The organism is Cupriavidus necator A5-1, from assembly GCF_000744095.1.
Taxonomy (GTDB): domain Bacteria; phylum Pseudomonadota; class Gammaproteobacteria; order Burkholderiales; family Burkholderiaceae; genus Cupriavidus; species Cupriavidus necator_A.
On record NZ_JQLI01000008.1, the window covers coordinates 1,737,032 to 1,762,303 of the forward strand.

Sequence of the window (25,272 nt, forward strand, 5' to 3'; positions counted from 1 at the left end):
TTCGCTAGGCTCGTAGCTCAGCTGGTTAGAGCACCACCTTGACATGGTGGGGGTCGTTGGTTCGAGTCCAATCGAGCCTACCAACGAATTGCAGTAAGCAGTAAAAAGAAGTGCAGCAAGTCCGATTCAACCCCATACGGAACGGAAGGGCATCATGGTTATGACACCGCGAACTACTACCGCTGGCAAGCGACAGTAGTCGAGGTGCGCCTTCGACCCGGTTGGATCGGGTTTGACAAAGAGAAACGCGGCCTTGGCCGCGTTTTTTTTCGTCTGTCGCCTGTCAGCTCCCTGATAAGCTGCCGGCTTTCGCGCAACGCGAGGCAAGGCCGCAAAGAACAATCGCCGGATCGCGCGCAAACAAATCAGCACGCGGGCCGGTGCCACAAGATGCAGTTTGATCCGCCCAAGCGAAACGCAAGTCGCCGCCGGCGGAGTCCTGGAGAGTCGAAATGATCGCAATCACGCTGCCGGATGGGTCCCGCCGCGAGTTTCCCGGCCCGGTGACGGTTGCCGAAGTGGCGCAGAGCATCGGGTCCGGCCTGGCCAAGGCCGCGCTTGCCGGCAAGGTCGATGGCAAGCTGGTCGATACGAGCTTCAAAATCGACGGTGATGTGGGGCTGGCCATCGTCACGGACAAGGACGCCGACGGCGTCGACGTGATCCGCCACTCCACGGCGCACTTGCTGGCCTACGCGGTCAAGGAGCTGTATCCGGACGCGCAGGTGACGATCGGCCCGGTGATCGAAAACGGCTTCTACTACGACTTCGCCTACAAGCGTCCCTTCACGCCCGAAGATCTGGCCGCCATCGAGAAGAAGATGACGGAGCTCGCCCGCAAGGACGAGAAGGTCGTGCGCGAAGTGTGGAATCGCGACGAAGCCGTGGCGCTGTTCGAGTCGATGGGCGAGAAGTATAAGGCCGAGATCATCGCCTCGATCCCGGCTGACCAGGAAATCGGCCTGTACCGGGAAGGCAATTTCGTCGACCTGTGCCGCGGCCCGCACGTGCCGTCCACGGGCAAGCTCAAGGTCTTCAAGCTGATGAAGGTGGCTGGCGCCTACTGGCGCGGCGACGCCAACAACGAGATGCTCCAGCGCATCTACGGCACGGCCTGGGCCAAGAAGGAAGACCAGGAAGCCTACCTGCACATGCTGGAAGAGGCCGAGAAGCGCGACCACCGCAAGCTGGGCAAGTTGCTCGACCTGTTCCACCTGCAGGAAGAGGCGCCCGGCATGGTGTTCTGGCACCCGAAGGGCTGGCAGGTGTGGCAGGCCGTCGAGCAGTACATGCGCGTTCGCCTGGGCGACGCCGGCTACCAGGAGGTGCGCACGCCGCAGGTGATGGAGCGTTCGCTCTGGGAAAAGTCCGGCCACTGGCAGAACTACAAAGAGAACATGTTCGTCACGGAGTCGGAGAAGCACGACTACGCGATCAAGCCGATGAACTGCCCGGGCCATGTGCAGATCTTCAACCACGGCCTGCGTTCATACCGCGACCTGCCGCTGCGCCTGGCCGAGTTCGGCGCCTGCCATCGCAACGAGCCCTCGGGCGCGCTGCACGGCCTGATGCGCGTGCGCGGTTTTGTGCAGGACGATGCGCATATTTTCTGCACGGAAGAGCAGATCGTGGCCGAGGCCAAGGCCTTCAACGAACTGGCGTTCGGGGTCTACGACGATTTCGGCTTCAAGGACGTGGCGGTCAAGCTGTCGCTGCGCCCCGCGCAGCGCGCCGGCTCCGACGAGGTCTGGGACCACGCCGAAGAGGGCCTGCGCCTGGCGCTGCGTGCCTGCGGCGTGGACTGGGAAGAGTTGCCGGGCGAGGGCGCTTTCTACGGCCCCAAGGTCGAGTACCACATCAAGGACGCGATCGGCCGCTCGTGGCAGTGCGGCACGCTGCAGCTCGACCTGGTGCTGCCGGAACGCCTGGGTGCCGAATACGTCTCCGAGGACAATTCGCGCAAGCGCCCGGTGATGCTGCATCGCGCGATTCTGGGCTCGTTCGAGCGCTTCCTGGGCATCCTGCTGGAAAACCATGCCGGTGCGCTGCCAGCGTGGCTTGCCCCGGATCAGGTCGTGGTCATGAATATTGCCGATTCACAGGCGGAATATGCTGAAAACGTCGTGCAATCGCTGCAAAAACAAGGGTTTAGGGCCAAGGCAGATTTGCGTAACGAGAAAATTACGTATAAAATCCGCGAGCATTCGCTTCAGAAGGTTCCCTACCTGCTAGTGGTGGGCGACAAGGAGCGGGATGCCAATCAAGTGGCCGTGCGTGCCCGTGGCAACGTGGATCTGGGTGTGATGCCCGTCTCCGCGTTTGTTGAGCGTCTGCAACACGACGTCGCCAGCAAAGCCTGATGGGTGGTGAGCACGGCTTGTTTTTTTGTCTTCTTGAGGTAACGCAACATCGCTACGGACAAAGGTCATCGCATCAACCGGGAAATCAGCGCGCCTGAGCTGCGCCTGGTAGGGGTTGATAACGAGCAGCTCGGCATCGTCAAGTTCATGGACGCGCTCCGGCTGGCTGAGGATAAGGACTTGGACCTGGTGGAGATCGCGCCGAACGCGGTTCCGCCCGTCGCCCGGATCATGGATTACGGGAAGTTCAAGTACGAGGAAGCCAAGCGCGCCCACGAGGCGAAGCTGAAGCAGAAAATCATCCAGGTCAAGGAAGTCAAGTTCCGGCCCGGTACGGATGACGGCGACTACAACGTCAAGCTGCGCAACCTGAAGCGCTTCCTGGAAGATGGCGACAAGACCAAGATCACGCTGCGGTTCCGTGGTCGCGAGATGGCGCACCAGGAAATTGGCGCGCGCATGCTCGAACGCCTGAAGGCGGACCTGGAAGAAATCGGCCAGGTCGAGCAGATGCCGAAGATGGAAGGGCGCCAGATGGTGATGGTGCTCGCCCCCAAGAAGAAGAAGTAATTCCTGTGCGGTGCAGCGGCCGGGATGCCAGGCATCCCGGCGTTGCTTCGTGCGGAAGTCGCGCGCGGCCCGCAAGGGTCGTCGTGCAACAACAAGTGGATGCGGGTCTTGCAAGCGTCGGCGTGAGCCGTCCACCTGCATGCATGTCATATGAGCTGGAGTTTTTCATGCCGAAGATGAAGACGAAGAAAAGCGCCTCCAAGCGCTTTACTGCCCGTCCGAACGGTTCGTTCAAGCGTGGCCAGGCCTTCAAGCGTCACATCCTGACCAAGAAGACCACCAAGAACAAGCGTCAACTGCGCGGTACTCAGGACGTCCATGAGACGAACCTGAAGTCGGTGCGCGCGATGATGCCTTACGCATAACCCCTGACGATAACGAAAGGAGAATTACATGCCTCGAGTAAAGCGTGGGGTCACTGCACGGGCCCGTCACAAGAAAGTCATCGACGCTGCCAAGGGTTACCGCGGCCGTCGCAATAATGTCTACCGCATCGCCAAGCAGGCGGTCATGCGTGCTGGCCAGTACGCATACCGCGATCGCCGCAACAAGAAGCGCGTGTTCCGCGCTCTGTGGATTGCGCGTATCAATGCCGCGACGCGTGAGCATGGCATGACCTACAGCGTGTTCATGAACGGTCTGAAGAAGGCCTCGATTGAACTGGACCGCAAGGTGCTGTCGGACATGGCTATTCACGACAAGCCTGCCTTTGCCGCCATCGTCAACCAGGTGAAAGCCACCGTTGCCTGATGCCGGCCGCGGTAGCGCGTAAGCGCTGCCGGGCAAGCACCGACCGCAAGGTCGGCCGCTGACCGCAAGGTCCGCTGAAACGGGGCTCCTCACCGAGCCCCGTTTTTATTTCGAATGCCGTTTTGGTTGCCGTGGCCACGCGGGCCGCGGCGGCACTGGCCGAGACCGCATTCGAAACGAACACCGCACGTAGTGCCAACCCACGTCGGCCGGCGCGTTCCGCCCGACGCTAAAAAGTCCCACGACCGACCGCCGCCATGTCTCAGGATCTGGATCAAATTGTCGCCGACGCCCAGGCCGCCTTCGCTGCTGCCAACGACAACGCCACGCTGGAAAACGAAAAGGCCCGCTTCCTGGGCAAGACCGGCGCGCTGACCGAACTGCTCAAGGGCCTCGGCAAGCTCGACCCGGAAACCCGCAAGACGGAAGGCGCGCGCATCAACCAGGTCAAGCAGCAAGTCGAAGCCGCGCTGCAGGCGCGCCGCCAGGCGCTGGCCGACGCACTGATGAATGCGCGCCTGGCAGCCGAGGCCATCGACGTCACGCTGCCGGGCCGCGCGGTCAGCCGTGGCAGCCTGCATCCGGTGATGCGCACCTGGGAGCGCGTCGAGCAGATCTTCGGCTCGATCGGCTTCGACGTGGCCGACGGCCCTGAGATCGAAACCGATTGGATGAACTTCACCGCGCTGAACAACCCGGACAACCACCCGGCGCGTTCGATGCAGGACACGTTCTACGTCGATGGCCGCGACAGCGAAGACAAGCTGTTGCTGCTGCGCACGCACACCAGCCCGATGCAGGTGCGCTACGCCAGGATGCATGTCGAGAAGTACGCCGGCAAGCCAATGCCGCCGATCAAGGTGATCTGCCCGGGCCGTACGTACCGTGTGGACAGCGACGCCACCCACTCGCCGATGTTCAACCAGGTCGAAGGCCTGTGGATCGGCGAGGACATCAGCTTTGCCGACCTGAAGGGCGTGTACGCCGACTTCCTGCGCAAGTTCTTCGAGCGCGACGATATCCAGGTGCGCTTCCGCCCGTCGTACTTCCCGTTCACCGAGCCGTCGGCCGAGATCGACATGGCCTTCGGCAGCGGCAAGTGGCTGGAGATTTCCGGTTCGGGCCAGGTGCATCCGAACGTGCTGCGCAATATGGGCCTCGATCCCGAGCGCTATATCGGTTTCGCGTTCGGCTCCGGCCTGGAGCGCCTGACCATGCTGCGCTATGGCATCAACGACCTGCGCCTGTTCTTCGAGGGCGACGTGCGCTTCCTGCGCCAGTTCGCCTGACGCGCCGCCGTCCCCTCGTCAACGACTACACAGAATACTTACCGGATCAGAAGCGCCATGCAATTCTCGGAATCCTGGCTTCGCACCTTCGCCAACCCTGAAAAGATCTCCACTGACGCGCTGTCGCACACGCTGACCATGGCCGGCCTGGAAGTGGAAGAGGTGGGTTCGGTCGCGCCGCCGTTCGACAAGGTGGTAGTTGCGCACGTGCTGTCGACCGAGCGCCATCCCAACGCCGACCGCCTCAACGTGTGCCAGGTCGATGCCGGCACCGGCGAGACCCTGCAGATCGTCTGCGGCGCGCCCAACGTCAAGCCTGGCATCAAGGTGCCATGCGCACTGGTGGGCGCGGTGCTGCCTCCGTCCGAGGACGGCGGCCAGCCGTTCGAGATCAAGGTCGGCAAGCTGCGCGGCGTGGACAGCTACGGCATGCTGTGCTCGGCACGCGAGCTGAAGCTGTCGGAAGAACACGGCGGCCTGCTGGTGCTCCCGGAAGACGCGCCGGTCGGCCAGAACATCCGCCAGTATCTCGACCTGGATGACCAGGTCTTTGTCATCAAGCTGACACCGAACAAGGCCGACTGCCTGTCGATCCACGGCGTGGCGCGCGAAGTGTCGGCGCTGACCGGTGCCGCGCTGACGCTGCCCGAGATGAAGCCGGTGGCGGTGACGATCCAGGACAAGCTGCCGGTCAAGGTGTCGGCGCCTGACCTGTGCGGACGCTTCTCGGGCCGCGTGATCCGCGGCGTCAATGCGCGTGCCGCCACGCCGGCATGGATGGTGCAGCGCCTGGAGCGCTCGGGCCAGCGCAGCATCTCGGCGCTGGTGGACATCTCCAACTACGTGATGCTGGAGTTGGGCCGTCCGTCGCACGTGTTCGACCTGCACAAGATCCACGGCGGCCTGGACGTGCGTTGGGGCCGCAAGGGCGAGCAGATCAAGCTGCTCAACGGCAACACCATCGAGGTCGACGAGCAGGTCGGCGTGATCGCCGATGACAAGGAGATCGAGAGCCTGGCCGGCATCATGGGCGGCGACAGCACCGCCGTGACGCTGGACACCACCGATATCTACCTCGAGGCCGCATTCTGGTGGCCCGCTTCGATCCAGGGCCGCGCGCGCCGCTACAACTTCTCGACCGATGCCGCGCATCGCTTCGAGCGTGGCGTGGACTATGCCACCACGGTCGAGCATATCGAACGCATCACCGCACTGATCCTCGAGGTCTGCGGCGGCCAGGCCGGCCCGGTGGACGACCACGTGGTCAACCTGCCGGTGCGCAAGCCGGTCAGTCTGCGCGTGGCGCGTGCCGAGCGCGTGCTCGGCATCGAGCTGTCGCCGGCCGCCATCGCCGATGTGTTCCAGCGCCTGCAACTGCCGTTCACGCGTTCGCAGGGCGCCGAGGGCGAGGTGTTCGAAGTCACGCCGCCGAGCTACCGCTTCGACATCGAGATCGAGGAAGACCTGATCGAGGAAGTGGCCCGCATCTACGGCTTCGAGCGCATTCCTGCGCGTCCGCCGGTGGCCGAAAGCGAGATGCGCCCGACCAACGAGGCACGCCGCTCCACCCACGTGGTGCGTCACGCCGTGGCCGCGCGCGACTACCAGGAAGTGATCAACTTCGCCTTCGTCGAAGAGAAGTGGGAGCGCGACTTCGCCGCCAATGACAACCCGATCCGCCTGCTGAATCCGATCGCCAGCCAGCTCTCGGTGATGCGTTCGACGCTGATCGGCGGCCTGGTCGACAAGGTGCGCTACAACCTGAACCGCAAGGCCGCGCGCGTGCGCCTGTTCGAAGTGGGCCGCGTGTTCCATCGCAACCAGGAAGTGAAGGACGGCGGCCTGACCGTCGCCGGTTATGACCAGCCGATGATGGCCGCAGGCATCGCCTATGGCCCGGCCTTCGAGGAGCAGTGGGGCATCCCGACGCGCAACGTCGACTTCTTCGACGTCAAGGGCGACGTCGAGATGCTGTTCCATCCGCGCGTGCCGCGCTTCGAGCCGGTGTCGCACCCCGCGCTGCACCCGGGCCGCGCCGCGCGCGTGCTGGTCGACGGCCAGCTGGTCGGCGTGGTCGGCGAGCTGCATCCGCGCTGGCTGCAGGAGTATGAGCTGGCGCACGCGCCGGTGCTGTTCGAACTGCAACTCGACGCGCTGCGCGATGCCGGCCTGCCGGTGTACACCGAGATCTCCAAGTTCCCGGCCGCGGTGCGCGACCTGGCCGTGGTGGTGAAGCAATCGGTACGTGTGCAGGACATGCTCGACGCCATGCGCGCGGCGCTGGAAAAGCAGGGCTACGGCCGCTACTGCCAGGGGCTGGTGCTGTTCGACGAGTTCCGTCCCAAGGGCGCTTCCACCGCCATCGGCGCAGACGAGAAAAGCCTTGCGTTCCGGGTGACCTTGCAAGATACTGGGTCGACCCTCCAGGACGAAACCGTCGACAGCGCTGTGCGCTGCATGGTCGACGCGCTGACAGAGGCCTTCCAGGCCCGGCTGCGCGGCTGAACCGGCGGACACACGATAAACAAGGGCGCCCGGGCCTGGCCCCGGGCGGATCGCCAGACACACACTTGAGCGATCGACATGAATGATCGAGACGCGAATTCCATGACCGCTGCAGCACTGGGTGAGATGAGCGACCGGCAGCCTTCCTCCCTTGACGACGCGACGCCGGACAACCGCGCGACCGAAGTTCCCACGCTGACCAAGGCCGAGCTCGCCGAGATGCTGTTCGACCAGGTTGGCCTGAACAAGCGCGAATCGAAGGACATGGTCGAAGCCTTCTTCGACGTCATCCGCGAAGCGCTGGAGCAGGGCGACAGCGTCAAGCTGTCCGGCTTCGGCAACTTCCAGTTGCGCGACAAGCCGCAGCGGCCCGGCCGCAATCCCAAGACCGGCGAAGTCATCCCCATCACCGCGCGCCGCGTGGTGACCTTCCACGCCAGCCAGAAGCTCAAGGGCCTGGTGGAAGAGCGCGCAGGACTGGGTATCGCCGGCTGACCCGTCACCCAAACGGCGGATTGCGTCCACAGCCCGGCATCGGTATTCTTCTGGGCGCGCAGATCCTGCGCGCCAACCTCATGGCCGGCATGGCCTGACGCTCGTCTACACACTTCATGTCGGACAAATCCAGCGAACGCATCGCGTTGCCGCCGATACCGGCCAAGCGCTACTTCACCATCGGTGAGGTGAGCGAATTGTGCGCCGTCAAGCCGCACGTGCTGCGCTATTGGGAGCAGGAGTTCACGCAGCTCAAGCCGGTCAAGCGCCGCGGCAACCGTCGCTATTACCAGCACCATGAAGTCCTGCTGATCCGCCGCATCCGCGAACTGCTGTATGAGCAGGGCTTCACCATCAACGGTGCGCGCAACCGGCTCGACGAAGGGCGCCATCACAGCGCCCCTGCGGCAGCGGCGGAAGCAACGGAAGGCAGCGAAGAAAGCGCGGTGGCCCTGGCAGTCGACATCGCTGGCCTGCGCAATGAGCTGGTCGAAGTGCAGCACCTGCTCGCGCAACTGCGCGAGATTGCGAAGCACGGATAATTTGACGTCAGGTGCTAGTCATACCGGAAATGCTTCTGATATAATCTTTTTCTTTCGGGGCGTAGCGCAGCCTGGTAGCGTACCTGCATGGGGTGCAGGTGGTCGGAGGTTCAAATCCTCTCGCCCCGACCAGACAGAAACCCGCTTGGTGTTAAGGCCAAGCGGGTTTTTTATTTTCCTACTGGATAGTGTCTGTGCCCTTCTGTTTGGATGACATCCAATATGGCGCGGCTGCTCCAGCAGGAGTTCGCGTCTCCGCCTCTTGCATCTTAGGCGCGTAGAAGGAGAGCTTGGCACGCAGCCACTTGGCCTGCTGGGGTGCGTTTCGTCATGCTAGGATCCCGCGGGAGCTGAGGAGGAAATAATGGTTCAGAAGCTGTTCCATGAACTTCCGGCTGGTGAGCAAGCAGCCTTCGAGGCCGCATGCGCCAGGCACGGGTTCGTGCGCGAGGACTTCGAGGTGACTGTGGACGAGGGCATTATTCCCCGCGGCGGCCCTGGCCAAACTTCCAGAAAGGTTACCGTTGCGCGCGTGAGCGGAAGCGCAATGCAGAGCTACCTGGCCGGTGGGGGCATTTCGTGGACAGCCGCGTTCGAGCGTGACCTGGAGCAGGACGTATTCGGCTTTCCGTTAGCGGACTAGCTCGCCCAGATCGGCGCACACCACGGTGCAGCTGAAGCGTTAGGGTGTCCTTTGGTCATGCTACGATCCTGAGACATTGGACGTGGAGGCTGCCATGGAAGATGAGCTTTTTGCGACGGACACCCATATGGCCCGGATAGAGGTGAGGGAGACCGACTCTGGACTGTTCAGGGGCTTTGTGTATATCCGCCGGCTAGAAGAAGGTCCCGATGCAGAAGTCCTACACCAAACCGTGGAGGATTTCCCAACGAGGGAGGAGGCGAAGGAGGCTGCAACATACCTGGCCACCAGGACGCTGAGAGAACTCGAGTTCTAAGTGGTCCCTCGGGAGTGGTAGCAGCGCGGGTCGCGTCGGTCATTACCTATACTTTCACAACGGTAAAAGCTGCGTTCGGAGCACCCGCACCGATAGCCGCCCTACCTGACCGGGAGATCGACATGGCAAGCTTAAGACTCTTCGTGCGCTCACTGGCGTTGTTTCCTCTGTTGGGGTTGGCCAGCTGCATTTCAGTCAACCGCACCGTCACCGAGCCGCCACCGTCAAGCGGTCGTACGGTCATTGTGCCGCCAGGGTCCACCGTGACCTGCACACCTGGTCCGTGCCAGGAGCGATGAATCGGGACGCCAGCGGGCGGCCCCCTCGCGGGAAAGAAAAAGCCCTGTGCCGGGGAGCACGAGGGCTGGAAGTGGTAGCACGGCGGGTGCAGGTCCGCCCTTGCTCATCATCCCAGTCCTGCCGCGCTGCAACATCCCCGGTTTCCGCATATGTCGTGTTTGCGCGACGGCGGCGGCGGACGAGCCCGCGGTGCCCGATCCCACATCTTCTTACCGCTTGAACTGACTGGGTGGCAGGGCGCCGGCCGCTTGAGCCTTATCGACGAATATCAGAGGTCCAGTCGAGACCCGTCGAGGGCCATCAATGCCCAGACGATGAGTATGGGCACGGCGCACACGACGCGCAGCCAGATACTCCGGCGCTTCGCGAGCAAGGCCCAGATGGCGAGCAGACAACTTGCGCAAAGCATGAAGCAAGACAAGAGATAGTTGGCTTGCGACCGATATGCCCACAATGCCGCAGCGGGTCCTTGTGCGCCGAATGGATACTCTGCTGGCTCCATCCACGCATTCCAGATCTCCGTCAACATCAGCACAGTGACGAGACAAAGCGCGCCTGCTCCCGCGGCCCTTATGGCGAACTTCCCATGTCTTTGGCATAGTGCAAAGGCCTTTGGCAAAGTATTCATGGAGCCCTTTTGCCGAGGCCAGGCAAGAGGTGCGCCCCATCTGGCAACTGCCGCCGGTCCCAGAAAATGTTCTCGCTCAAGACCTGCGCCGGCGACCCTGCCGCCACCACATTGGCAGGGATGGTGCCCCTGACGATGGAATGCGCGCCGATCACCGAGCCGCTTCCGATTCGCGCGCCCTTGTAGATGGCGACATTCGCGGCGAGCCACACGGTGTCGCCAATGACAACATCGCGGGCGCGATTCAGGCGTTCGCCGGTGGATCGGTCGAAGATCGAATGGGCGTCGCTGGACATCACGGTGAAGTTGGAGATCAGGCAGCGGTCGCCGACTGTGATGTGAGCCCCTTCCCGAGCGACAAAGTGTCCGACGCGCGTGATGGACACGCTCGCACCGAACGTTAGTCGCGAGCCTTCGCCGATCGTCATGACACCCTTGATCCGGCTGTTGGCGCCGATGCGCAGGACGTTGTTGTCGCCGATAAACTCAACCTTCAGGTGATAGATCGTGGGATGGCCAGTCAGCTCGATAACGTTGTTCTTGCCCTTCAGGACAACGGCAAAGTTCCTGGCGGATTTCGGCGAGCCAAACACCGTGTAACCCTCGTGTTGGCCTTCTGTCACTTCAGTTGCAATCATGGTGCGATCGTGCGTTATTGGGATGATTGGGTTTACAGCGAGATCCGGAAGTCGGGGCGTGCTCGGACGTGAGCAGACTGCCCTGGCTCAGCGAGATGAAGGCTTCGTAGTCACCAGCGGGCAGGCTGCTGATATCGATGCCGCGATAGCCCGGGGTCGCGAAGTAGGCTTCGTCATAGCGGATGAAATCGTTGTCGGTGACATGCTCGCGAATCGCCTTGTGCCTGAAGGATTTCCCCAGCCTGAACGAGAAGATCCCCGCCTTGCCGCGCAGCACGAGGTAGTAGTGGGCGTCTTTGTGGTCGGCCACTCGAAGCCGCGGCGAAAGTAGACGCCTTCGACGTGTAGCAGGCGCCCTCTCAGCCAGCGATTGGTCACGCTGAAGACGGACTCGCCGTAACGCCTGCCGACGATATCCCGGACGATAACGGCCGCTCCGGTGTGGTCCGCCGATATGACAATTTCCCGATCGCCATCGGGACTGCACTGCTCAAAGGGCTTGGCGGCGACCAGTGGGGTGGGGTGGTGTGATGCAGTTGGCCATCACGGCTGCTCAGGTTGATGTGCAGCGTGTATCGACCAGGCTGCAGGGCCGCAGTCTCGATGCCGTCTTCGGTATCGAATCCGGCGGTGGAGTAGTCGCAAAAACAGGCATCGAAGGAGCGCCGGGGCAGAGTACGGTCAAGGCGGCTCGCCACCGGAACGCGATACTCGCTGGCGCCGCGCTTGAGCACCAGCGTGCGTGTCGGTGGATCGGCTTCGCCGCAGCCGTAGCCCAACGCCAGCGCGTGCCCTGCAACCCTGATCCGGCCCTCGGCGATCCGCGCCCCCCGCAGTTGCGCGGCAATCGCCTTGCGCGCGCGAAGGCGCTGCAGGTGCCGTGCCGCCTGGCTCGCCGGTTCGGGCTGCGGCGGGTCGAACGTGAACCTCGGCGTTGCGCCACGGCTGAGCGCATTCAGGATGCCCAACAGCATTGGCGTGTTATAGGCCGCCACCTCGCCATGTCCGCGGACCAGCGTGGAGTTCGAAAGGATCAGATTGAAGTTGCCGTATTTCAGCAGCAGGTGGAGGTGCGGCTTGATCTCTTCTTCATATTGGTAGTCCGCCGGCGAGCTGAACAGATAGACGTTCCTGGCCACCTGGTTGTCTGCCGCGATGATGCCAGGCAGCAAACGGTCCAGGGCGGCGATATGCGGTTGCGGCATGCTGGCCCCCAGCATGAAACGACCCGTCGGCTTGCGCTTCGATACATAGGTGCCGAGGAGAAATTGCGGGACGATCGTGACGATGTTCGGGAAGCCGTATTTACATCCGAAATAGAGCGCTGCGCTGCCTCCCTCCGATACCCCCAGCAGGGTGCATTGCTCCCGGGCCAGCGCCAGCTTCGCCCTGATGGCGTCGATCAGGGCGATCACGCAAAGCTCGATGTCGAATTGCATCGCCTTGCACAGGTAATAGCTGTAGTGGCCCTCGAAGCTGTCCTTGATCCAGAGGATATTGGCCTCGACATCGGACAGGGACCGGCCATGAAGTGATAGCCATTGGGCGCATTGAATCCTGAGAAGACGATAACGAGGTGCCGGCAGTCGCCGGCGCTGGCTCGAAATACATACTCGACCGTCTGGCCGTTACTGGTGAAAACGCTCGCAGTGGCTTTGCGCGTGTCGGTTGCCGCCGCTGTTCAGCGCGCTGACTTCGCACAGGGACATCGTGATGCTTGGCGACAGCATGACAGCGTTCGGCGAGTGGTCTGCGCTGTTGCCCGATGCCACCATCGCCAATCGCGGCATAGGCGGCGACACGACCCTGGGCATGCGAGCCGGTTCTGTCGTGCGGCCTGCCGCGGTGTTCGTCATGGCCGGCATCAACGACCTGCGGCGCCGCCATCGAAGCGTCGATGAGACCTTCGACACGTATCGGTCCGTTATCGGGGGCATCTTGCGCAGCGGCTCCCGTGTGGTTGTGCAGTCGACGCTGTTTGTGATGCTGCGTGGGCGGGATGACCTGAATGATTCGGTGGGGCGTCTGAATGCCAGGTTGCGGCACTACTGTGGCACGCAGGATGGGTGCGAGTTTGTCGATCTGAATCCGGCCTTGTCGCCTGGCGGGCGGCTCGCGTCCGCCTACACCGTTGACGGCGTCCAACTTAACGGAGCTGGCTACCTGCGCTGGTCCGCTGAAATCACGACGATCGTCGGGCGCATCGCTGCCCAGCGGTCCGCTTCGCCAAGGCATTGAGGGGTGGTGCTTACGCGAATCGAATGCTGCGGCATCACGCGGTTATAGGTTGCGCCGTTGCACCTATAGTTAGTGCTGCAGTAACCGTCACGCGATGACGGGACAACGGTGTCCCGTCGCAAAGACCGGAGGCCGGAATGTCAGACAAGGGCAATGGAATGGTCGGAACCACCTGCATCGCCTTGGCGGTGGCCGGACTGGCGCTGACCGCGTCGCTGATTCTTGCGTACTATGCGACGCGGTCGCGTGTCGAAGCACTGCATTTCGGCGACAGCACGCCGGACACGCCGTAGCCGCAGGCGTATCTCGCAAGTCCGCCTGTCACCGCATATTTTTCGCCCGCGTCAGCCCTTGATATCGCGCGGATCGTTGCCGAAGCTGTTGCGCATCCGGATCTGGCCGTCGCGGCCGTGCACCAGCAGTTCCACCTGCTGCTGTTTCGCTCTCTCCGTGCCGGCGGCGATTGCGTCTTCCTGCGACACGTACAGCTGGCGCCCGCCGGCGCCACCTTCGGATTCAATGGCCCAGCCGTTCTCGACGGGTACTACGTGGATATTCTTGCCCGGCATGATGCATCTCCTTTGTGGCAGATGCAGCCAGTCTCCGCGCCGTGCCGCGCGACCGGTATCGGGCGCCGTCCGACAGGGATGTGGTGCCTGGTCGACAGCGCCTAGGGAGCCTGCTCGGGCTCCGCACGGTAGGCCGACCAGAAGTAGTGCGTGTACCTGCCGTGGCGTGCCCGTTTCTTTTCGATAAAGAGCCGCACGGTGCCCGCATGGCCGGCTTCGACCAGCACCTCGCGATGGCTGGGGCCGTCGCGCGTGGCCGAGCCGAGCGTGCGCAACGCCGCGGCAATGTAGTGGCCCTCGATACGCGCGAGGATGCCGTTGGCGCCGGCCACCGGATAGCTGTCCGATGCGTCCGGCGGCTCATGGCAGCGGGCTGCGAGCTTGCTGTTGCCCATGGCTTAGCTCCGGCCCGGGCTGACGCTGAGGCCGTCCCGCGTCAGGTCGACGTAGGGCAGGTGGCCGTAGGCGCGCAGGCGGCGGATGTCTTCACGTGCGGAGGCGGGGATGCCGGGGCGGCAGCCAAGGGCGCGGCTACTGATGTGGAACGTGCCGCAGCTCGGGCAGGTGTAGCGGTAGCCGCGCGGCGCGGCACGCAGGCGCTCGGCGGCGGCGCCGCAGACAGGGCAGTTGGCGGGTTCGGGTGACATGGGGCGCACAGGTCGGATACTGTATGGATATACAGTATAGCGCTGCTGCGCGAACTGTCGTCAGAAAAAGCGGGGGGATATCCCGGTTCTTCGATCCTGGCACCGTGGCGGCTTGACGTAGACTGGCGCCACAGTACTCATCGGCCCGCCCGCACCCCGCAACGGCGGGCTTTTTTTTTCAGGGCCGCTGGCGCGCAAGCCGCCGCAGCAACGCGTCGTGGCCGCCGGCGAGGCCGGCAAGTGTGTCGCGGTCGGCCAGCTCGAATTCGCTGAACTGGAACGCGGGCGCAACGGTGCAGCCGACCAGTGCAAAGTCGGCGCCATCGCCCAGGTCCACGCGCTGTGCTGCAAACCAGTGGCCGGCCGGCACCATCGCCTGAAAGGCCGCGCCGACATGCCGCAACGGATCGCCCAGCCGGTGCGTGACGATGCCGCCGGCCGCGATCACGTGCACGTCAACCGGCGAGCCCGCGTGGAAGTGCCAAAGCTCATCGGAACGGATGCGATGCCAGGCGGAATAGTCGCTGCCGCACAGCATGTAGTAGATCGCGGTGGAGGCCTCGCGGGTGCGCCCGTCTTCGTCGACGAGGCGCTGCTGGCTGCGATAGGTTTCGCGGTAGTAGCCGCCTTCAGGGTGCGGCTTCAGGTCGAGCGAGCGGATCAGTTGCGTGGCTGCGGGACTGGGATCTGGCATGTCGGCAATGGTGGTTGCGCATCATCGATGCGGGCCCGATAGCTTAAAGCAGGGTAAAGCGTGCCTGACCGGGGCCAACCAGCGCCGGGCGGCTGACCGGGTAGCGATGGCGCGTGCCGTGCGCCTCGAAGGACAGGAAGTCCGGAGTCCAGCGCAGCGCCTGCAGCTGCTGTGGCGCGATGCCGTGGACGATGATGGCGCCAGCGTCCACGCGGACGCCGTCGCAGGGCAGGCGTACGGATTCGGCGTCGTCGCCAAAGTAATAGGTCTCGAGCAGGATGGAATCGGACGGGTACAAGGGCATGGGGAGGCGTCATTCCGATACTGTATGGATGTACAGTATAGTCGCCGCCTGCGGTTCGGTCATCCCCCACGATTCTCAATTTCGTGCACGCGTCCCCAGCCAGCAGCGTCGGCGCGCGCCGGTTCCGGAGGTGGCGCGCAAGCGGAGTGGGCCCGTCTTGGTATAACCTGAAATCGATGCCGGGCCGACACTCTTGTCGCGTCAGCAGGGCCGGCAGTGTCGCTACGGGAGATGCCATGGCGGAGTGCGGAAGCAGGGCTTGCTGGTTTGGGCTCGGTATTGTGCTGGGTGCGGCGGTGGGCGGTGCCTGTGCGATGCTCGTGCGCACGGCCGTGGCGCAGGCGCGGATGCCGCCGGATGCGCCAGTGGTGCCGTCCGATTCCACCTCGGATCGCGCGCTGACCGATGCCGCGACCGACGTGGCCGAGTATCGCGGCTTCGTGATCCATGTGTTCTGCCACGCGCTGGGGCCGGAGCGTTTCAAGGCCGTATGCGATATCTGGGAAGCGGGCGCCGTGGTGCTGGAGGGCGGCGGGCCGCCGGCCACGCACGCGACGCCTGACAAGGCGCGCGCGGCCGCGATCGAGTGGGCCCGGCAATGGGTGCAGCGCAATGGCTAGTGGGCCACCGCTCGCGGCGACCATCGCCCTGACAGGAGTCGCCGATGCACGCCTGTGACCTGTGTCACCAGCTGGTGGGCGAACCGTCAAGCGTGCCGCCGCACGAGAACCTGGCGGCGTCGGGCTTCGCGGCAAGGAGCAACCGCTGCAAGGTCGACAGTCGCTGGCGCTGCACCGGCTGTGGCGCATGGATGTACCAGAGTACGGCGCTGGGCGAGCCGCCAAATATGTGGCGCATGGGGACGCGCCCGGACGACTGGCCTGATAATCGCGGCTGAGCTGGCGTGGCCGCCCCGCAAATCGGCGGGACGGCCGCGCCCGGATCGCGCCCGGGCTCAGACGCTCGGGCGCTTGTTAAAAGGAGTATTCATGTTTGTTTGTGGGAACCAGGCTTGCGGCGCGCGCTGGGAGCCGGATGAAGTGCAGATCCGCAATGAAGGGCAGGGCCCGGTATTCCGCTGCCCGCAATGCGGAGCACGCAACCACGTCGAGGCGCGCACGGCGCGCGACGGCAGCACGGTCTACCGCCAGGTGTCCGCAAAGCCGGCGCCGCGCTAGCCTCGACCGGCGGCTAACCGTGCCACCCCACGCCTGTGGGGTCAAATTCACACGATAGCCGCCTTAAGCTCGCTCAGGCGGGACCGTTAAACACAAAATGGACTTTGCCGACCTTCCCCAAGACTCTGCTTCCAATGCTGAACGCATGGGCTGGGCGAACGCTTCGCCGGAAGTGATCGCCAAGGTATTGAATTCGGCGCTGGCAGCGCAGGACCTTTCCGGGTTTGCCGCGCTGCTGTCGGATATCGCGCGCGACCGCGGGCTCAAGGGCCAGCGCGCCGCGCACCAGTCGATCTACGACATGCCGTACGCCAGCCTGCTGCCCCGGCAGAAGCACCTGCTGTCCGATGCCTTCGCGCTGCTGATCCTGCTCGGGCTGGAGCTGCGTCCGCGCCTTGCCGATGAAGATATCGACGCCGACGCGGACAGCGATACAGACACGGATTCGGACACCGGCGCGGACACCGACGCGGGCGATTAGCCCCGCGCCCGGCGTGCCGCGCTAGGCGCGTTCCAGCATGCCGATCTCGCGCACCGCGACCGACAGCATCGACAACCCCGCGGCCCCCGAGGCGCGCTGGTCGGCCAGCATGCGCGTGAAGCGTTCGAGCGCGCCGTGGCGGCTGCCCCGCCACGCATCGATCATGGCTTCGGGCGTGCCCAGCTCGCCCGCCTGCGACAGCACGCTGCTCGTCAAGGCGCGCTTGAGCCGGCCCAGGTCTTCCAGCGTGGTGGTGCGCGCGAGCAGGTCCCAGTGTGTGTCCGAGGCCAGCGCCAGCGCGCGCTCGCGCAGCCAGCTGAAGCTCAGGTGGCTGTCCAGCGCGAAATAGACACCCGCCACCAGGTCCAGGCTGCGATCGCACGCGGCTGCCACTTCCGCGATATCGAGCGCCGCGGCGGAAGTCTCGCTGCCGGCCACGCGGATCGCCAGCGCCTCGCCGACCCCGACATCGATAAACGCCTTGGCGCGCTCCGCCAGCGCCGCCGCATCCGCGGGAGGCAGCAGCCGCGGCAGCTGTGGCACCAGCCACTGCGCGGCCTGGGCAAAGCGCGCCAGGTCCTCGCCAGCCTTGCCGCCCGCACGCAGATAACGGATGAACCACAGGCAGGCACGCTCGAGCAGCAACGCCACGGCGTTGAACATACGCGCCTGCTCGGCATCGGGCACGCGGTCGTCGAGCGCGTCGATCTCCTGCCACAGCGCGGTCAGGCCGAACACATCGCGCGCAATCAGGCAGGCGCGCACGATATCGGCGGGGCGCGCATCGGTTTCTTCCATGATCCGGTGCACAAAGGTGGCGCCGATGCGGTTGACCAGCAGATTGGTCAGGTGCGTGGACAGGATCTCGCGCCGCAGCGGATGGCGTTGCATCGCATCGCTGTAGCGCTGGCGCAGCGGCACCGGGAAGTAGTCGGCCAGCAGGCCGGCGACCAGCGTGTCTTCTGGCACGTCGGACGCCAGCAGCTCGTCGTACAGCCACATCTTGCTGTAGGCGAGCAGCACCGCGCGCTCGGGCGAGGTCAGCCCTTCGCCGGCCAGCTTGCGCTCGGCGATCTCTTCGTCCGAGGGCAAGAATTCCAGCGCGCGGTTGAGCCGCCCGGCGCGCTCCAGCCAGCGCACCAGGCGCGCCTCGCCGTCGAGCAGCGCGGCGCTGCCGCGCCCCGCGACCGACAGCGCCTGGGTCTGGTAGTAGTTGTCCTGCAGCACCAGCAGTCCGACTTCATCGGTCATCTCGGCCAGCAGCTTGTTGCGCTGTTTCTCGGTCATCTCGCCGTCGGACACCACCAGCCCGAGCAGGATCTTGATATTGACCTCGTGGTCGGAGCAGTCCACGCCGGCCGAGTTGTCGATCGCATCGGTATTGATGCGCCCGCCCTTGCGCGCGTACTCGATGCGGCCCAGCTGCGTGAAGCCCAGGTTGCCGCCTTCGCCGACCACCTTGCAGCGCAGCTCGCTGCCGTTCACGCGCACCGCGTCATTGGTGCGGTCGCCGGCCTGCAGGTGCGTTTCCTGGCTGGACTTGACGTAGGTGCCGATGCCGCCGTTGTAGAGCAGGTCCACCGGCGCCATCAGGATGGCGTGGATCAGCTCGGCCGGCGACAGCGCGCTGGCCGTGACGCCGAGCACCGCCTGCACCTGCGGCGACAGCGGGATGGTCTTGGCGGTGCGCGGAAAGACGCCGCCGCCGGCGGAGATCAGCGTGGTGTCGTAGTCGGCCCAGCTGGAGCGGGGCAGGCTGAACAGCCGCGTGCGTTCCTGCAGGGTCTTGGCCGTGTCCGGGTCGGGATCGAGAAAGATATGCCGGTGGTCGAAGGCCGCCAGCAGCCGGATATGCGGCGACAACAGCATGCCGTTGCCGAACACGTCGCCCGACATATCGCCGATGCCGGCCACGGTGAAGTCGGTGGTCTGGATATCGACGCCCATCTCACGGAAATGCCGCTTGACCGATTCCCACGCGCCGCGCGCGGTGATCCCCATCTTCTTGTGGTCATAGCCGACCGAGCCGCCGGAGGCGAAGGCATCGCTCAGCCAGAAGCCATACTCGGCCGAGATCGCGTTGGCAAAGTCCGAGAATGTCGCCGTGCCCTTGTCGGCGGCCACCACCAGGTAAGGGTCGTTGTCGTCGTGGCGCACCACTTCGGGCGGCGGCACCACTTGTCCGCCGACCAGGTTGTCGGTCAGGTCCAGCAGCCCGCGCAGGAAGGTCTGGTAGCAGGCGATGCCTTCCTGCAGGAAGGCGTCGCGCTCCGTGGGCGGCGGCGGGAGCTTGACCACGAAACCGCCCTTGGAGCCGACCGGCACGATCACGGTGTTTTTGACCATCTGCGCCTTCATCAGCCCCAGCACTTCGGTGCGGAAGTCCTCGCGCCGGTCTGACCAGCGCAGCCCGCCGCGCGCCACGCGTCCGCCGCGCAGGTGCACGCCTTCCACGCGCGGCGAGTAGACCCAGATCTCGAACATCGGCCGCGGCTCCGGCAGGCCGGGGACCAGCGCCGGGTTGAACTTGAACGACACGTACGGGCGCGGCTGGCCTCCTTCACCGCGGTGGAAATAGTTGGTGCGCACGGTGGCGTTGATCACGCCCAGGAAGAGCCGCAGGATGCGGTCTTCGTCCAGGTTGGGCACCTTGTCGAGCGCGGCTTCGATATCGGCCAGCAGCTTGTCGCAGCGCGCCTGGCGGGCAGTGTCGGTGGCTACCTGGCTGAAGGTGTCGAAGCGCGCGACGAACAGCCCCACCAGCATGCCGGCAAGCGACGCGTTGCAGGTCAGCGCGCGCTCGATATAGGCGTTGCTGAAGGTCGAGCCCACCTGCCGCAGGTAGCGCGCATATGCACGCAGGATGGTGACGTCGCGTGCGGCCAGCTCGGCGCGCAGCACCAGCCGGTTGAGGTCGTCGTTCTCGATCTCGCCATGCCAGGCGCGGGCAAAGGCGTCCTCGAACAACGCCTTGATGCGTGCAATGTCGAAGTCCGCTTCGCTGCCACCGTCGGCGATTTCCAGCCCGAAGTCGTGTACCCACACCGGCATGCCGCTGTCGGGCTCGATCAGGTAGGGGCGCTCTTCATCGACGCGCACGCCCAGGTGCTCGAGCATGGGCAGGCTCAGCGACAGCGCGATCGGCTCGCCCGCGCGGTAGACCTTGAAACGGAATGCACCCGGTGCGGCCTCGATCGGGCGGTACAGGTTCATCGCCATGCCCCTGCCGGCGCCATTAGCCTGCAGCGCGTGCTCCATCAGCTCGATATCGCGCACCGCGGTGCGCGCCGGGTAGTCCTCGCGGTAGCCGGCCGGGAACGAACCGCCATAGCGCCGTAGCAGCCGGTTGCCTTGCTCTTCGCCGTGGCTTTCGTGCAGGGCCTCGGCCAAGTCGTCCTGCCAGCGGCGGCTGGCGTGGACGATGCGCTCTTCCAGTTCGCCCGTATCGACGTGCGGCATGCTGCCGGGCTCGCCGCGCACGGTCAGCTGGATGCGCGCCAGCGGCGACTCCGACAGCAGCGGCGTGAATTCACAGCTGGTGCCGTGGAAGGCCGCGGTCAGCAGCTTCTGGATCTTCTGGCGCAGGTCGGTGTTGTATTTGTCGCGCGGCACGAACACCAGGCACGAGACAAAGCGGTCGAAACGGTCGCGCCGCACGAACAGCCGCGTGCGCTGGTGTTCCTGCAGCCGCAGGATGCCGATGGTGATGTCGAACAACTCGTCCTCGGTGGCCTGGAACAGCTCGTCGCGCGGGTATTGCTCGAGGATGGTCACCAGCGACTTGTACAGGTGCCCCTTGGCCAGGAAACCGGCGCGCGCCAGGATGTTGGCGCACTTGCGCCGCACCAACGGAATCTCCGCGATGGGCGCCGTGTAGGCGGTCGAGGTGTACAGGCCGACGTAACGCCGCTCGCCAAAGAGCTGGCCCTGCGGATCCAGCAGCTTGACGCCGACATAGTCCAGATAGCCGGGCCGGTGCACCGTGGCGCGCGAATTGGCCTTGGTCACGAAGATCGGCGAGGCACCTTCGACGATGGCGGTGGCCGCGGCGGGCAACGGCGTCAGGTCGTCGGCATCGGGTTCGCGCAGGCTCTCGCGCAGGATGCCCGCGCCGGAGCCGGGCACGCCGCGCAGGAAATAGCGCCCGTCCTGCGACACCAACTGGTAGTCGCGCTGGCCGAGAAAGGTGAAATGGTCGTCCATCATCCAGTCGAGGAAGGCGCGCGCTTCAGCGCTTTCCGGTGAGGCCGCGTCCGGCGCCTGGGCCAGGGCGCTGATGGTGGCCTGGGTGATGTCGCACATGCTGGGCCAGTCTTCCACTGCGGCGCGCACGTCGCCCAGCACCAGGGCGATGCCGCTGCGCAAAGCCTCCAGCCGCGCTGCCTCGCCGCTGCGGTCGATCTCGAAGTGGATAAAGGACACCAGGCGCGAGTTGTCGCCGGCCTCGCCGGCGCCGCCCGGGGCGATGCGCTCGATGCCACCGCGCGCATCGCGCCAGACCCGGAACACCGGGTGGATCGCCGAATGCAGCGCCAGGCCCTGGCGGTTGATCTCCATCGTCACGGAATCGACCAGGAAGGGCATGTCGTCGTTGACGATCTCGACCACGGTGTGGTCGGAGTGCCAGCCGTGCTCTTCCAGGTTGGGGTTGTAGACGCGGATGCGGGCGCTGCCGGGGACGAATTTCTGCGCGGTATGCCAGTGCGCCATCACGGCGCCGTAGAGGTCGTCGACTTCGCGCCGGAGCAGGTCCTCGGCGTCAGTCTGGTCGTAGTAGTGCCGCAGGAGAGGCTCAACCACGGCGAATGTCGCCGCCGGCAGCCGTTCGCGGGCGAAGTTGGCCAGTTCGTCCAGCAGGTGCGCGACTTTGTCTTCGTTCTCCTGCGGCATGATCTCTCCTCGCGGTGTCGATGGGCGACGCCGGGCCGCAGTCCTGTCCGGGGGCGGTCACGGCATGTGCCGGGGCATGCTCATACTTTAGGAAAAAACGGGGCACCCGGCGCGACAAAGTAGCGAGGGGCGGGGCGAGAGAAGAATCGACGGGAGGAGGGGAGCCGGTCCCGCCGCAGCCTGGCGGGACCGGCTTGCCGAACGCGTCAGGGCGCTCGCATGAAAGCTATCGCGTCAGAGCCGCGCGCGGGCGAGTGTAGGCGTGGAGGCGGGGCGATGCGCGACCGGGGGCAGGCCGGTGCAGGTGGCCGCCGGCGCTGCAGCAGGTTTTTCATGGCGGGCGGCTTCGGTGCCCACGCGGATCTGGCGTGTGGTGTGGTCGCTCAGCGTGATCTTCATCCGTTCGAGCAAACTGCCCAGCGCCACGCGCTCCTGCGAGCTGAACGGCGCCACCGACACGCTATGCAGCGCGCTCAGGGCCTGCCCGGTGCGCTCCAGCCGGCTCGCAGCGGCGTCGGCAATATGCGGGTGCAGGGCATCGGCATACTCGATCCAGCCGTCGCGCTCCAGGTCTTGCAGCATCTGCTCGGATTGCGCGACATCGACGCGCATCGTGCCCGGCAAGGGGGATCCGCGCACGAAGGCGCCTTGCCGGATGGCACGCAACAACAGCCACTTGGCGTAATTCAGGCCAGAGGCGGAGAGGGTCTGTTCTAACGCTTCCTGCCAGGCGGTCACGGCATCGACCAGGGCAAGGACAACCGGCTCGTTGGGTTCGAGTGGTCTTGGCTGCATGAATGGCGTCTCCTGTTGTAGTTTGCCGCCACTGCGATGCTCTGGGCCGGAGCATGGCCGGCCCGGGCGGCACGGACGCCGATGCCTCTCTGGCGGGCGCGGTCGACCGATGGGCAAGACACTAACAGAATCGATTGCAATGTTTGTGACAATTCCGGATTCCCCACGATCGCACAGGGACATAGTGACGCGAAAGACGCATTGTTAAGTTTTGCTTGCTATGAAAATAGCGACTGCCGTTCATGACTTTAAATCACAGCCGGAATGAGGGCGGCTGGATACACTGCCTTCCGGAGACCCCGCCAACAAGCCATCAGGCAATCGGGGCGCGCGGCACGGGCCCGCGCCGTCAGACCGGAGATAAAGATGTACAAGGAACGCATTCGCCTGCCCAGGCTGCATGACAAAGTAGTCTCGGCCGACGAAGCCGCCGCGCTGATCCGCGACGGCATGACGGTAGGCATGAGCGGATTCACGCGCGCGGGCGACTGCAAGGAAGTCCCGTTCGCGCTGGCGCGGCGCGCGGCGACCGAGCCGCTGCGCATCACCCTGATGACCGGCGCGTCGCTGGGCAACGACATCGACCGGGTACTGGCCGAGGCGGACGTGATCGCGCGCCGCCTGCCGTTCCAGTCCGACGCCACGCTGCGCCGCAAGATCAACGCCGGCGAAGTGATGTTCATCGACCAGCATCTGTCCGAAACCGTGGAGCAGCTGCGCTCGGGCCAGATCGCGCCGGTGGACGTGGCGGTGGTGGAAGCCGTGGCGATCACCGAGCAGGGCGGCATCATCCCCAGCACCTCGGTGGGCAATTCGGCCAGTTTCGCCATGCTGGCGCGCAAGGTGATCGTCGAGATCAACCTGAACATGCCGCTGGAGCTGGAGGGCCTGCACGATATCTACTTCCCGGTGCAGCGCCCGTATCGCCAGCCAATCCCGCTGATCGCCCCCGAGCAGCGCATCGGCCTGCCGTATATCCCCATCGATCCGGAGCGGATCGCGGCCATCGTCATCACCGCCAAGGACGACAGCCCGTCCAACGCGCTGCCGCCGGATGCCGACACGCGCAGCATCGCCGGACATCTCAACGACTTCCTGCTGCACGAGGTCCGCGCGGGCAAGCTGTCGCCGGCGCTGCAGCCGCTGCAGGCGGGCATCGGCACCATTGCCAATGCGGTGCTGCACGGCCTGGTGGATTCGCCGTTCCGCGACCTGAAAATGTATTCCGAGGTGCTGCAGGACAGCACCATCGAGCTGCTCGATGCGGGGCGGCTGTCGTTCGCCTCGGCGTCTTCGGTGACGCTGACGCGCGAGGTGTACCGGCGCTTCCTGGACAATCTCGACCGCTACCGCTCGCGTCTGTTGCTGCGCCCGCAGGAGATCAGCAACCATCCGGAGATCCTGCGCCGGCTGGGGCTGATCACCATCAACACGGCGCTGGAGTGCGATATCTACGGCAACGTCAACTCCACGCATGTGGGTGGCACGCACATGATGAACGGCATTGGCGGCTCCGGCGACTTTGCGCGCAATGCGCACCTGTCGGTGTTCGTGACCAAATCGGTGGCCAAGGGCGGCGATGTCTCCAGCATCGTGCCGATGGTGGCGCACGTGGACCACACCGAGCACGACGTTGACATCATCGTCACCGAGCACGGCCTGGCCGACCTGCGCGGCCTGGCGCCGCGCGAGCGCGCGCGTGCCATCATCGCCAACTGCGCCGACCCGCAATACCGCGACCTGCTGGGCGACTACTTCCGGCGCGCCAGCGCGCACGGCGGCCAGACTCCGCACCTGCTGAAAGAGGCGCTGTCCTGGCATGTCGGCTTCCGCGATCGCGGCACCATGCGGCCGGCACGGCCGGCGCAGGCGCTGGCGGCCTGAACGGCGGGTGCACCCCGGTACAAAGCAAAACAGCCCGCATCTCTGCGGGCTGTTTGCGTTGAGCCGCCTTGCGGCGGCGGGGCAGCCTTACTGCGCCTTGTCGCCCTGGCTGGCGGGAGCCTTGGCGCCGTCGGTGTACGGGTCCGGCTTGCCGGCCTTGGCACCGTCGGTGTACGTATCGAACTTGCCGGCCTTGGCGCCGTCCGTGTTCGGATCGAACTTCTTGCCCGAGCTGGTCAGGTCCGACTTGGTCGACTTCTTGGCACCGTCGGTGTACGGGTCGAACTTGCCGGACTTGGCCGCGCCCTGATTCGGGCCGGCCTTCTTGGTGTGGCTGCCACTGTGGATATCGCCGCCTTCGGTGTAGTTCTTTTGCGCATAGACCTGGGTCGCGCCAAGCGCGGCCAGTGCAGCAACGATCAGGGTCGGAACAGTCTTCTTCAGCATGTTTTTCCTCGCGATTGACGGTCGCACAGCGCCTGCGCGAAACCGGAGTTGGAGCGGAGTGATTGCCGGAATGGACCCGGCGCAGTGGCAGAGCACCCGGCTAATGTAC

Annotated in this window: 28 protein-coding genes and 2 tRNA genes; 19 read left to right on the top strand and 11 right to left on the bottom strand. The window is 64.9% G+C overall.

Going from position 1 to position 25,272, the window contains the following annotated elements; all coding sequences use genetic code 11:
* Positions 1-6: 6 nt before the first annotated feature.
* From K307_RS32195 to K307_RS32250, 12 genes are all read left to right on the top strand, one after another.
* Positions 7-83 (top strand) — tRNA-Val (locus K307_RS32195).
* Positions 84-452: 369 nt separating this feature from the next.
* Complete coding sequence (gene thrS, locus K307_RS32200) at positions 453-2,360, top strand: threonine--tRNA ligase (protein WP_042884996.1); 1,908 nt, start codon at positions 453-455, stop codon at positions 2,358-2,360.
* A gap of 48 nt (positions 2,361-2,408) precedes the next feature.
* Positions 2,409-2,930 carry a translation initiation factor IF-3 gene (gene infC / locus K307_RS32205; RefSeq protein WP_078195944.1) on the top strand — a complete coding sequence of 174 codons (522 nt, stop codon included), beginning with the start codon at positions 2,409-2,411 and terminating at the stop codon, positions 2,928-2,930.
* A gap of 167 nt (positions 2,931-3,097) precedes the next feature.
* Positions 3,098-3,295, top strand: a complete 198-nt coding sequence (gene rpmI, locus K307_RS32210) for a 50S ribosomal protein L35 (protein ID WP_006575466.1) — start codon at positions 3,098-3,100, stop codon at positions 3,293-3,295.
* A gap of 28 nt (positions 3,296-3,323) precedes the next feature.
* Positions 3,324-3,680, top strand: a complete 357-nt coding sequence (gene rplT / locus K307_RS32215) for a 50S ribosomal protein L20 (protein ID WP_008650487.1) — start codon at positions 3,324-3,326, stop codon at positions 3,678-3,680.
* Positions 3,681-3,937: 257 nt separating this feature from the next.
* A complete protein-coding gene (gene pheS / locus K307_RS32220) occupies positions 3,938-4,969 on the top strand; it encodes a phenylalanine--tRNA ligase subunit alpha (RefSeq protein WP_042885000.1) in 1,032 nt (343 codons plus the stop codon).
* Positions 4,970-5,026: 57 nt separating this feature from the next.
* Positions 5,027-7,474, top strand: coding sequence for a phenylalanine--tRNA ligase subunit beta (gene pheT, locus K307_RS32225; protein WP_042885002.1), 2,448 nt, complete (start codon positions 5,027-5,029; stop codon positions 7,472-7,474).
* A 78-nt stretch (positions 7,475-7,552) separates the two neighbouring features.
* On the top strand, positions 7,553-7,969 hold the full coding sequence (locus K307_RS32230) for an integration host factor subunit alpha (RefSeq protein WP_042885003.1): 417 nt from the start codon (positions 7,553-7,555) through the stop codon (positions 7,967-7,969).
* Positions 7,970-8,085: 116 nt separating this feature from the next.
* Entirely contained in the window at positions 8,086-8,511 is a 426-nt protein-coding gene (locus K307_RS32235; RefSeq protein ID WP_042885004.1) for a MerR family transcriptional regulator, read from the top strand.
* A 55-nt stretch (positions 8,512-8,566) separates the two neighbouring features.
* Positions 8,567-8,643 (top strand) — tRNA-Pro (locus K307_RS32240).
* A gap of 232 nt (positions 8,644-8,875) precedes the next feature.
* The gene (locus K307_RS32245; protein ID WP_042885005.1) at positions 8,876-9,154 is read left to right on the top strand and encodes a hypothetical protein; all 279 of its coding nucleotides are present in this window, start codon (positions 8,876-8,878) and stop codon (positions 9,152-9,154) included.
* Between the two features lie 94 nt (positions 9,155-9,248).
* Complete coding sequence (locus tag K307_RS32250; RefSeq protein WP_042885006.1) at positions 9,249-9,470, top strand: hypothetical protein; 222 nt, start codon at positions 9,249-9,251, stop codon at positions 9,468-9,470.
* Between the two features lie 924 nt (positions 9,471-10,394).
* On the opposite strand, the gene K307_RS32260 is transcribed toward K307_RS32250, so the two are convergent.
* The 3 genes from K307_RS32260 to K307_RS44605 all read right to left on the bottom strand — a co-directional run bounded on the left by K307_RS32260 (position 10,395) and on the right by K307_RS44605 (position 12,475).
* A complete protein-coding gene (locus K307_RS32260) occupies positions 10,395-11,036 on the bottom strand; it encodes an acyltransferase (RefSeq protein ID WP_080745288.1) in 642 nt (213 codons plus the stop codon).
* A complete protein-coding gene (locus K307_RS32265; protein WP_042885008.1) occupies positions 11,023-11,346 on the bottom strand; it encodes a hypothetical protein in 324 nt (107 codons plus the stop codon). Before K307_RS32265 ends, K307_RS32260 begins: the two co-directional genes overlap by 14 nt.
* 64 nt (positions 11,347-11,410) lie before the next feature.
* Positions 11,411-12,475, bottom strand: a complete 1,065-nt coding sequence (locus tag K307_RS44605) for a hypothetical protein (RefSeq protein WP_051975254.1) — start codon at positions 12,473-12,475, stop codon at positions 11,411-11,413.
* 274 nt (positions 12,476-12,749) lie between these two features.
* Here K307_RS44605 and K307_RS32275 point away from each other — a divergent pair, with 274 nt between their 5' ends.
* Entirely contained in the window at positions 12,750-13,274 is a 525-nt protein-coding gene (locus tag K307_RS32275) for a GDSL-type esterase/lipase family protein (protein WP_155301308.1), read from the top strand.
* A gap of 137 nt (positions 13,275-13,411) precedes the next feature.
* Positions 13,412-13,567 carry a hypothetical protein gene (locus tag K307_RS48120; RefSeq protein ID WP_155301309.1) on the top strand — a complete coding sequence of 52 codons (156 nt, stop codon included), beginning with the start codon at positions 13,412-13,414 and terminating at the stop codon, positions 13,565-13,567.
* 51 nt (positions 13,568-13,618) lie between these two features.
* Here the strand turns inward: K307_RS48120 and K307_RS32280 are convergent, their stop codons facing one another.
* The 5 genes from K307_RS32280 to K307_RS32300 all read right to left on the bottom strand — a co-directional run bounded on the left by K307_RS32280 (position 13,619) and on the right by K307_RS32300 (position 15,488).
* Positions 13,619-13,843, bottom strand: a complete 225-nt coding sequence (locus K307_RS32280) for a DUF2188 domain-containing protein (RefSeq protein WP_042885009.1) — start codon at positions 13,841-13,843, stop codon at positions 13,619-13,621.
* 101 nt (positions 13,844-13,944) lie between these two features.
* On the bottom strand, positions 13,945-14,238 hold the full coding sequence (locus tag K307_RS32285) for a hypothetical protein (RefSeq protein ID WP_042885010.1): 294 nt from the start codon (positions 14,236-14,238) through the stop codon (positions 13,945-13,947).
* A 3-nt stretch (positions 14,239-14,241) separates the two neighbouring features.
* Positions 14,242-14,490 (bottom strand): hypothetical protein, encoded by a 249-nt coding sequence (locus tag K307_RS32290; RefSeq protein ID WP_042885011.1) that lies wholly within the window; start codon positions 14,488-14,490, stop codon positions 14,242-14,244.
* A gap of 178 nt (positions 14,491-14,668) precedes the next feature.
* The gene (locus K307_RS32295; RefSeq protein WP_042885012.1) at positions 14,669-15,184 is read right to left on the bottom strand and encodes a cupin domain-containing protein; all 516 of its coding nucleotides are present in this window, start codon (positions 15,182-15,184) and stop codon (positions 14,669-14,671) included.
* A 43-nt stretch (positions 15,185-15,227) separates the two neighbouring features.
* Entirely contained in the window at positions 15,228-15,488 is a 261-nt protein-coding gene (locus tag K307_RS32300) for a hypothetical protein (protein WP_042885013.1), read from the bottom strand.
* Positions 15,489-15,724: 236 nt separating this feature from the next.
* Here K307_RS32300 and K307_RS32305 point away from each other — a divergent pair, with 236 nt between their 5' ends.
* From K307_RS32305 to K307_RS32320, 4 genes are all read left to right on the top strand, one after another.
* Positions 15,725-16,108, top strand: a complete 384-nt coding sequence (locus K307_RS32305) for a hypothetical protein (RefSeq protein WP_042885015.1) — start codon at positions 15,725-15,727, stop codon at positions 16,106-16,108.
* Positions 16,109-16,152: 44 nt separating this feature from the next.
* The gene (locus K307_RS32310) at positions 16,153-16,386 is read left to right on the top strand and encodes a hypothetical protein (RefSeq protein WP_042885016.1); all 234 of its coding nucleotides are present in this window, start codon (positions 16,153-16,155) and stop codon (positions 16,384-16,386) included.
* Positions 16,387-16,477: 91 nt separating this feature from the next.
* Positions 16,478-16,666, top strand: coding sequence for a hypothetical protein (locus K307_RS32315; protein ID WP_042885017.1), 189 nt, complete (start codon positions 16,478-16,480; stop codon positions 16,664-16,666).
* A 97-nt stretch (positions 16,667-16,763) separates the two neighbouring features.
* Complete coding sequence (locus K307_RS32320) at positions 16,764-17,147, top strand: hypothetical protein (RefSeq protein ID WP_042885019.1); 384 nt, start codon at positions 16,764-16,766, stop codon at positions 17,145-17,147.
* Positions 17,148-17,168: 21 nt separating this feature from the next.
* Here the strand turns inward: K307_RS32320 and K307_RS32325 are convergent, their stop codons facing one another.
* Together K307_RS32325 and K307_RS32330 are read right to left on the bottom strand one after the other, a co-directional pair.
* Positions 17,169-22,037 carry an NAD-glutamate dehydrogenase gene (locus K307_RS32325; RefSeq protein WP_042885021.1) on the bottom strand — a complete coding sequence of 1,623 codons (4,869 nt, stop codon included), beginning with the start codon at positions 22,035-22,037 and terminating at the stop codon, positions 17,169-17,171.
* Positions 22,038-22,271: 234 nt separating this feature from the next.
* A complete protein-coding gene (locus K307_RS32330; protein ID WP_042885022.1) occupies positions 22,272-22,832 on the bottom strand; it encodes a hypothetical protein in 561 nt (186 codons plus the stop codon).
* A 366-nt stretch (positions 22,833-23,198) separates the two neighbouring features.
* Between K307_RS32330 and K307_RS32335 the strand changes: the two genes are divergently transcribed.
* Positions 23,199-24,716, top strand: a complete 1,518-nt coding sequence (locus K307_RS32335) for an acetyl-CoA hydrolase/transferase family protein (protein WP_042885023.1) — start codon at positions 23,199-23,201, stop codon at positions 24,714-24,716.
* 87 nt (positions 24,717-24,803) lie between these two features.
* On the opposite strand, the gene K307_RS32340 is transcribed toward K307_RS32335, so the two are convergent.
* Positions 24,804-25,163: a hypothetical protein gene (locus K307_RS32340; RefSeq protein ID WP_042885024.1), complete on the bottom strand. Its 360-nt coding sequence runs from the start codon at positions 25,161-25,163 to the stop codon at positions 24,804-24,806.
* Positions 25,164-25,272 lie beyond the last annotated feature (109 nt).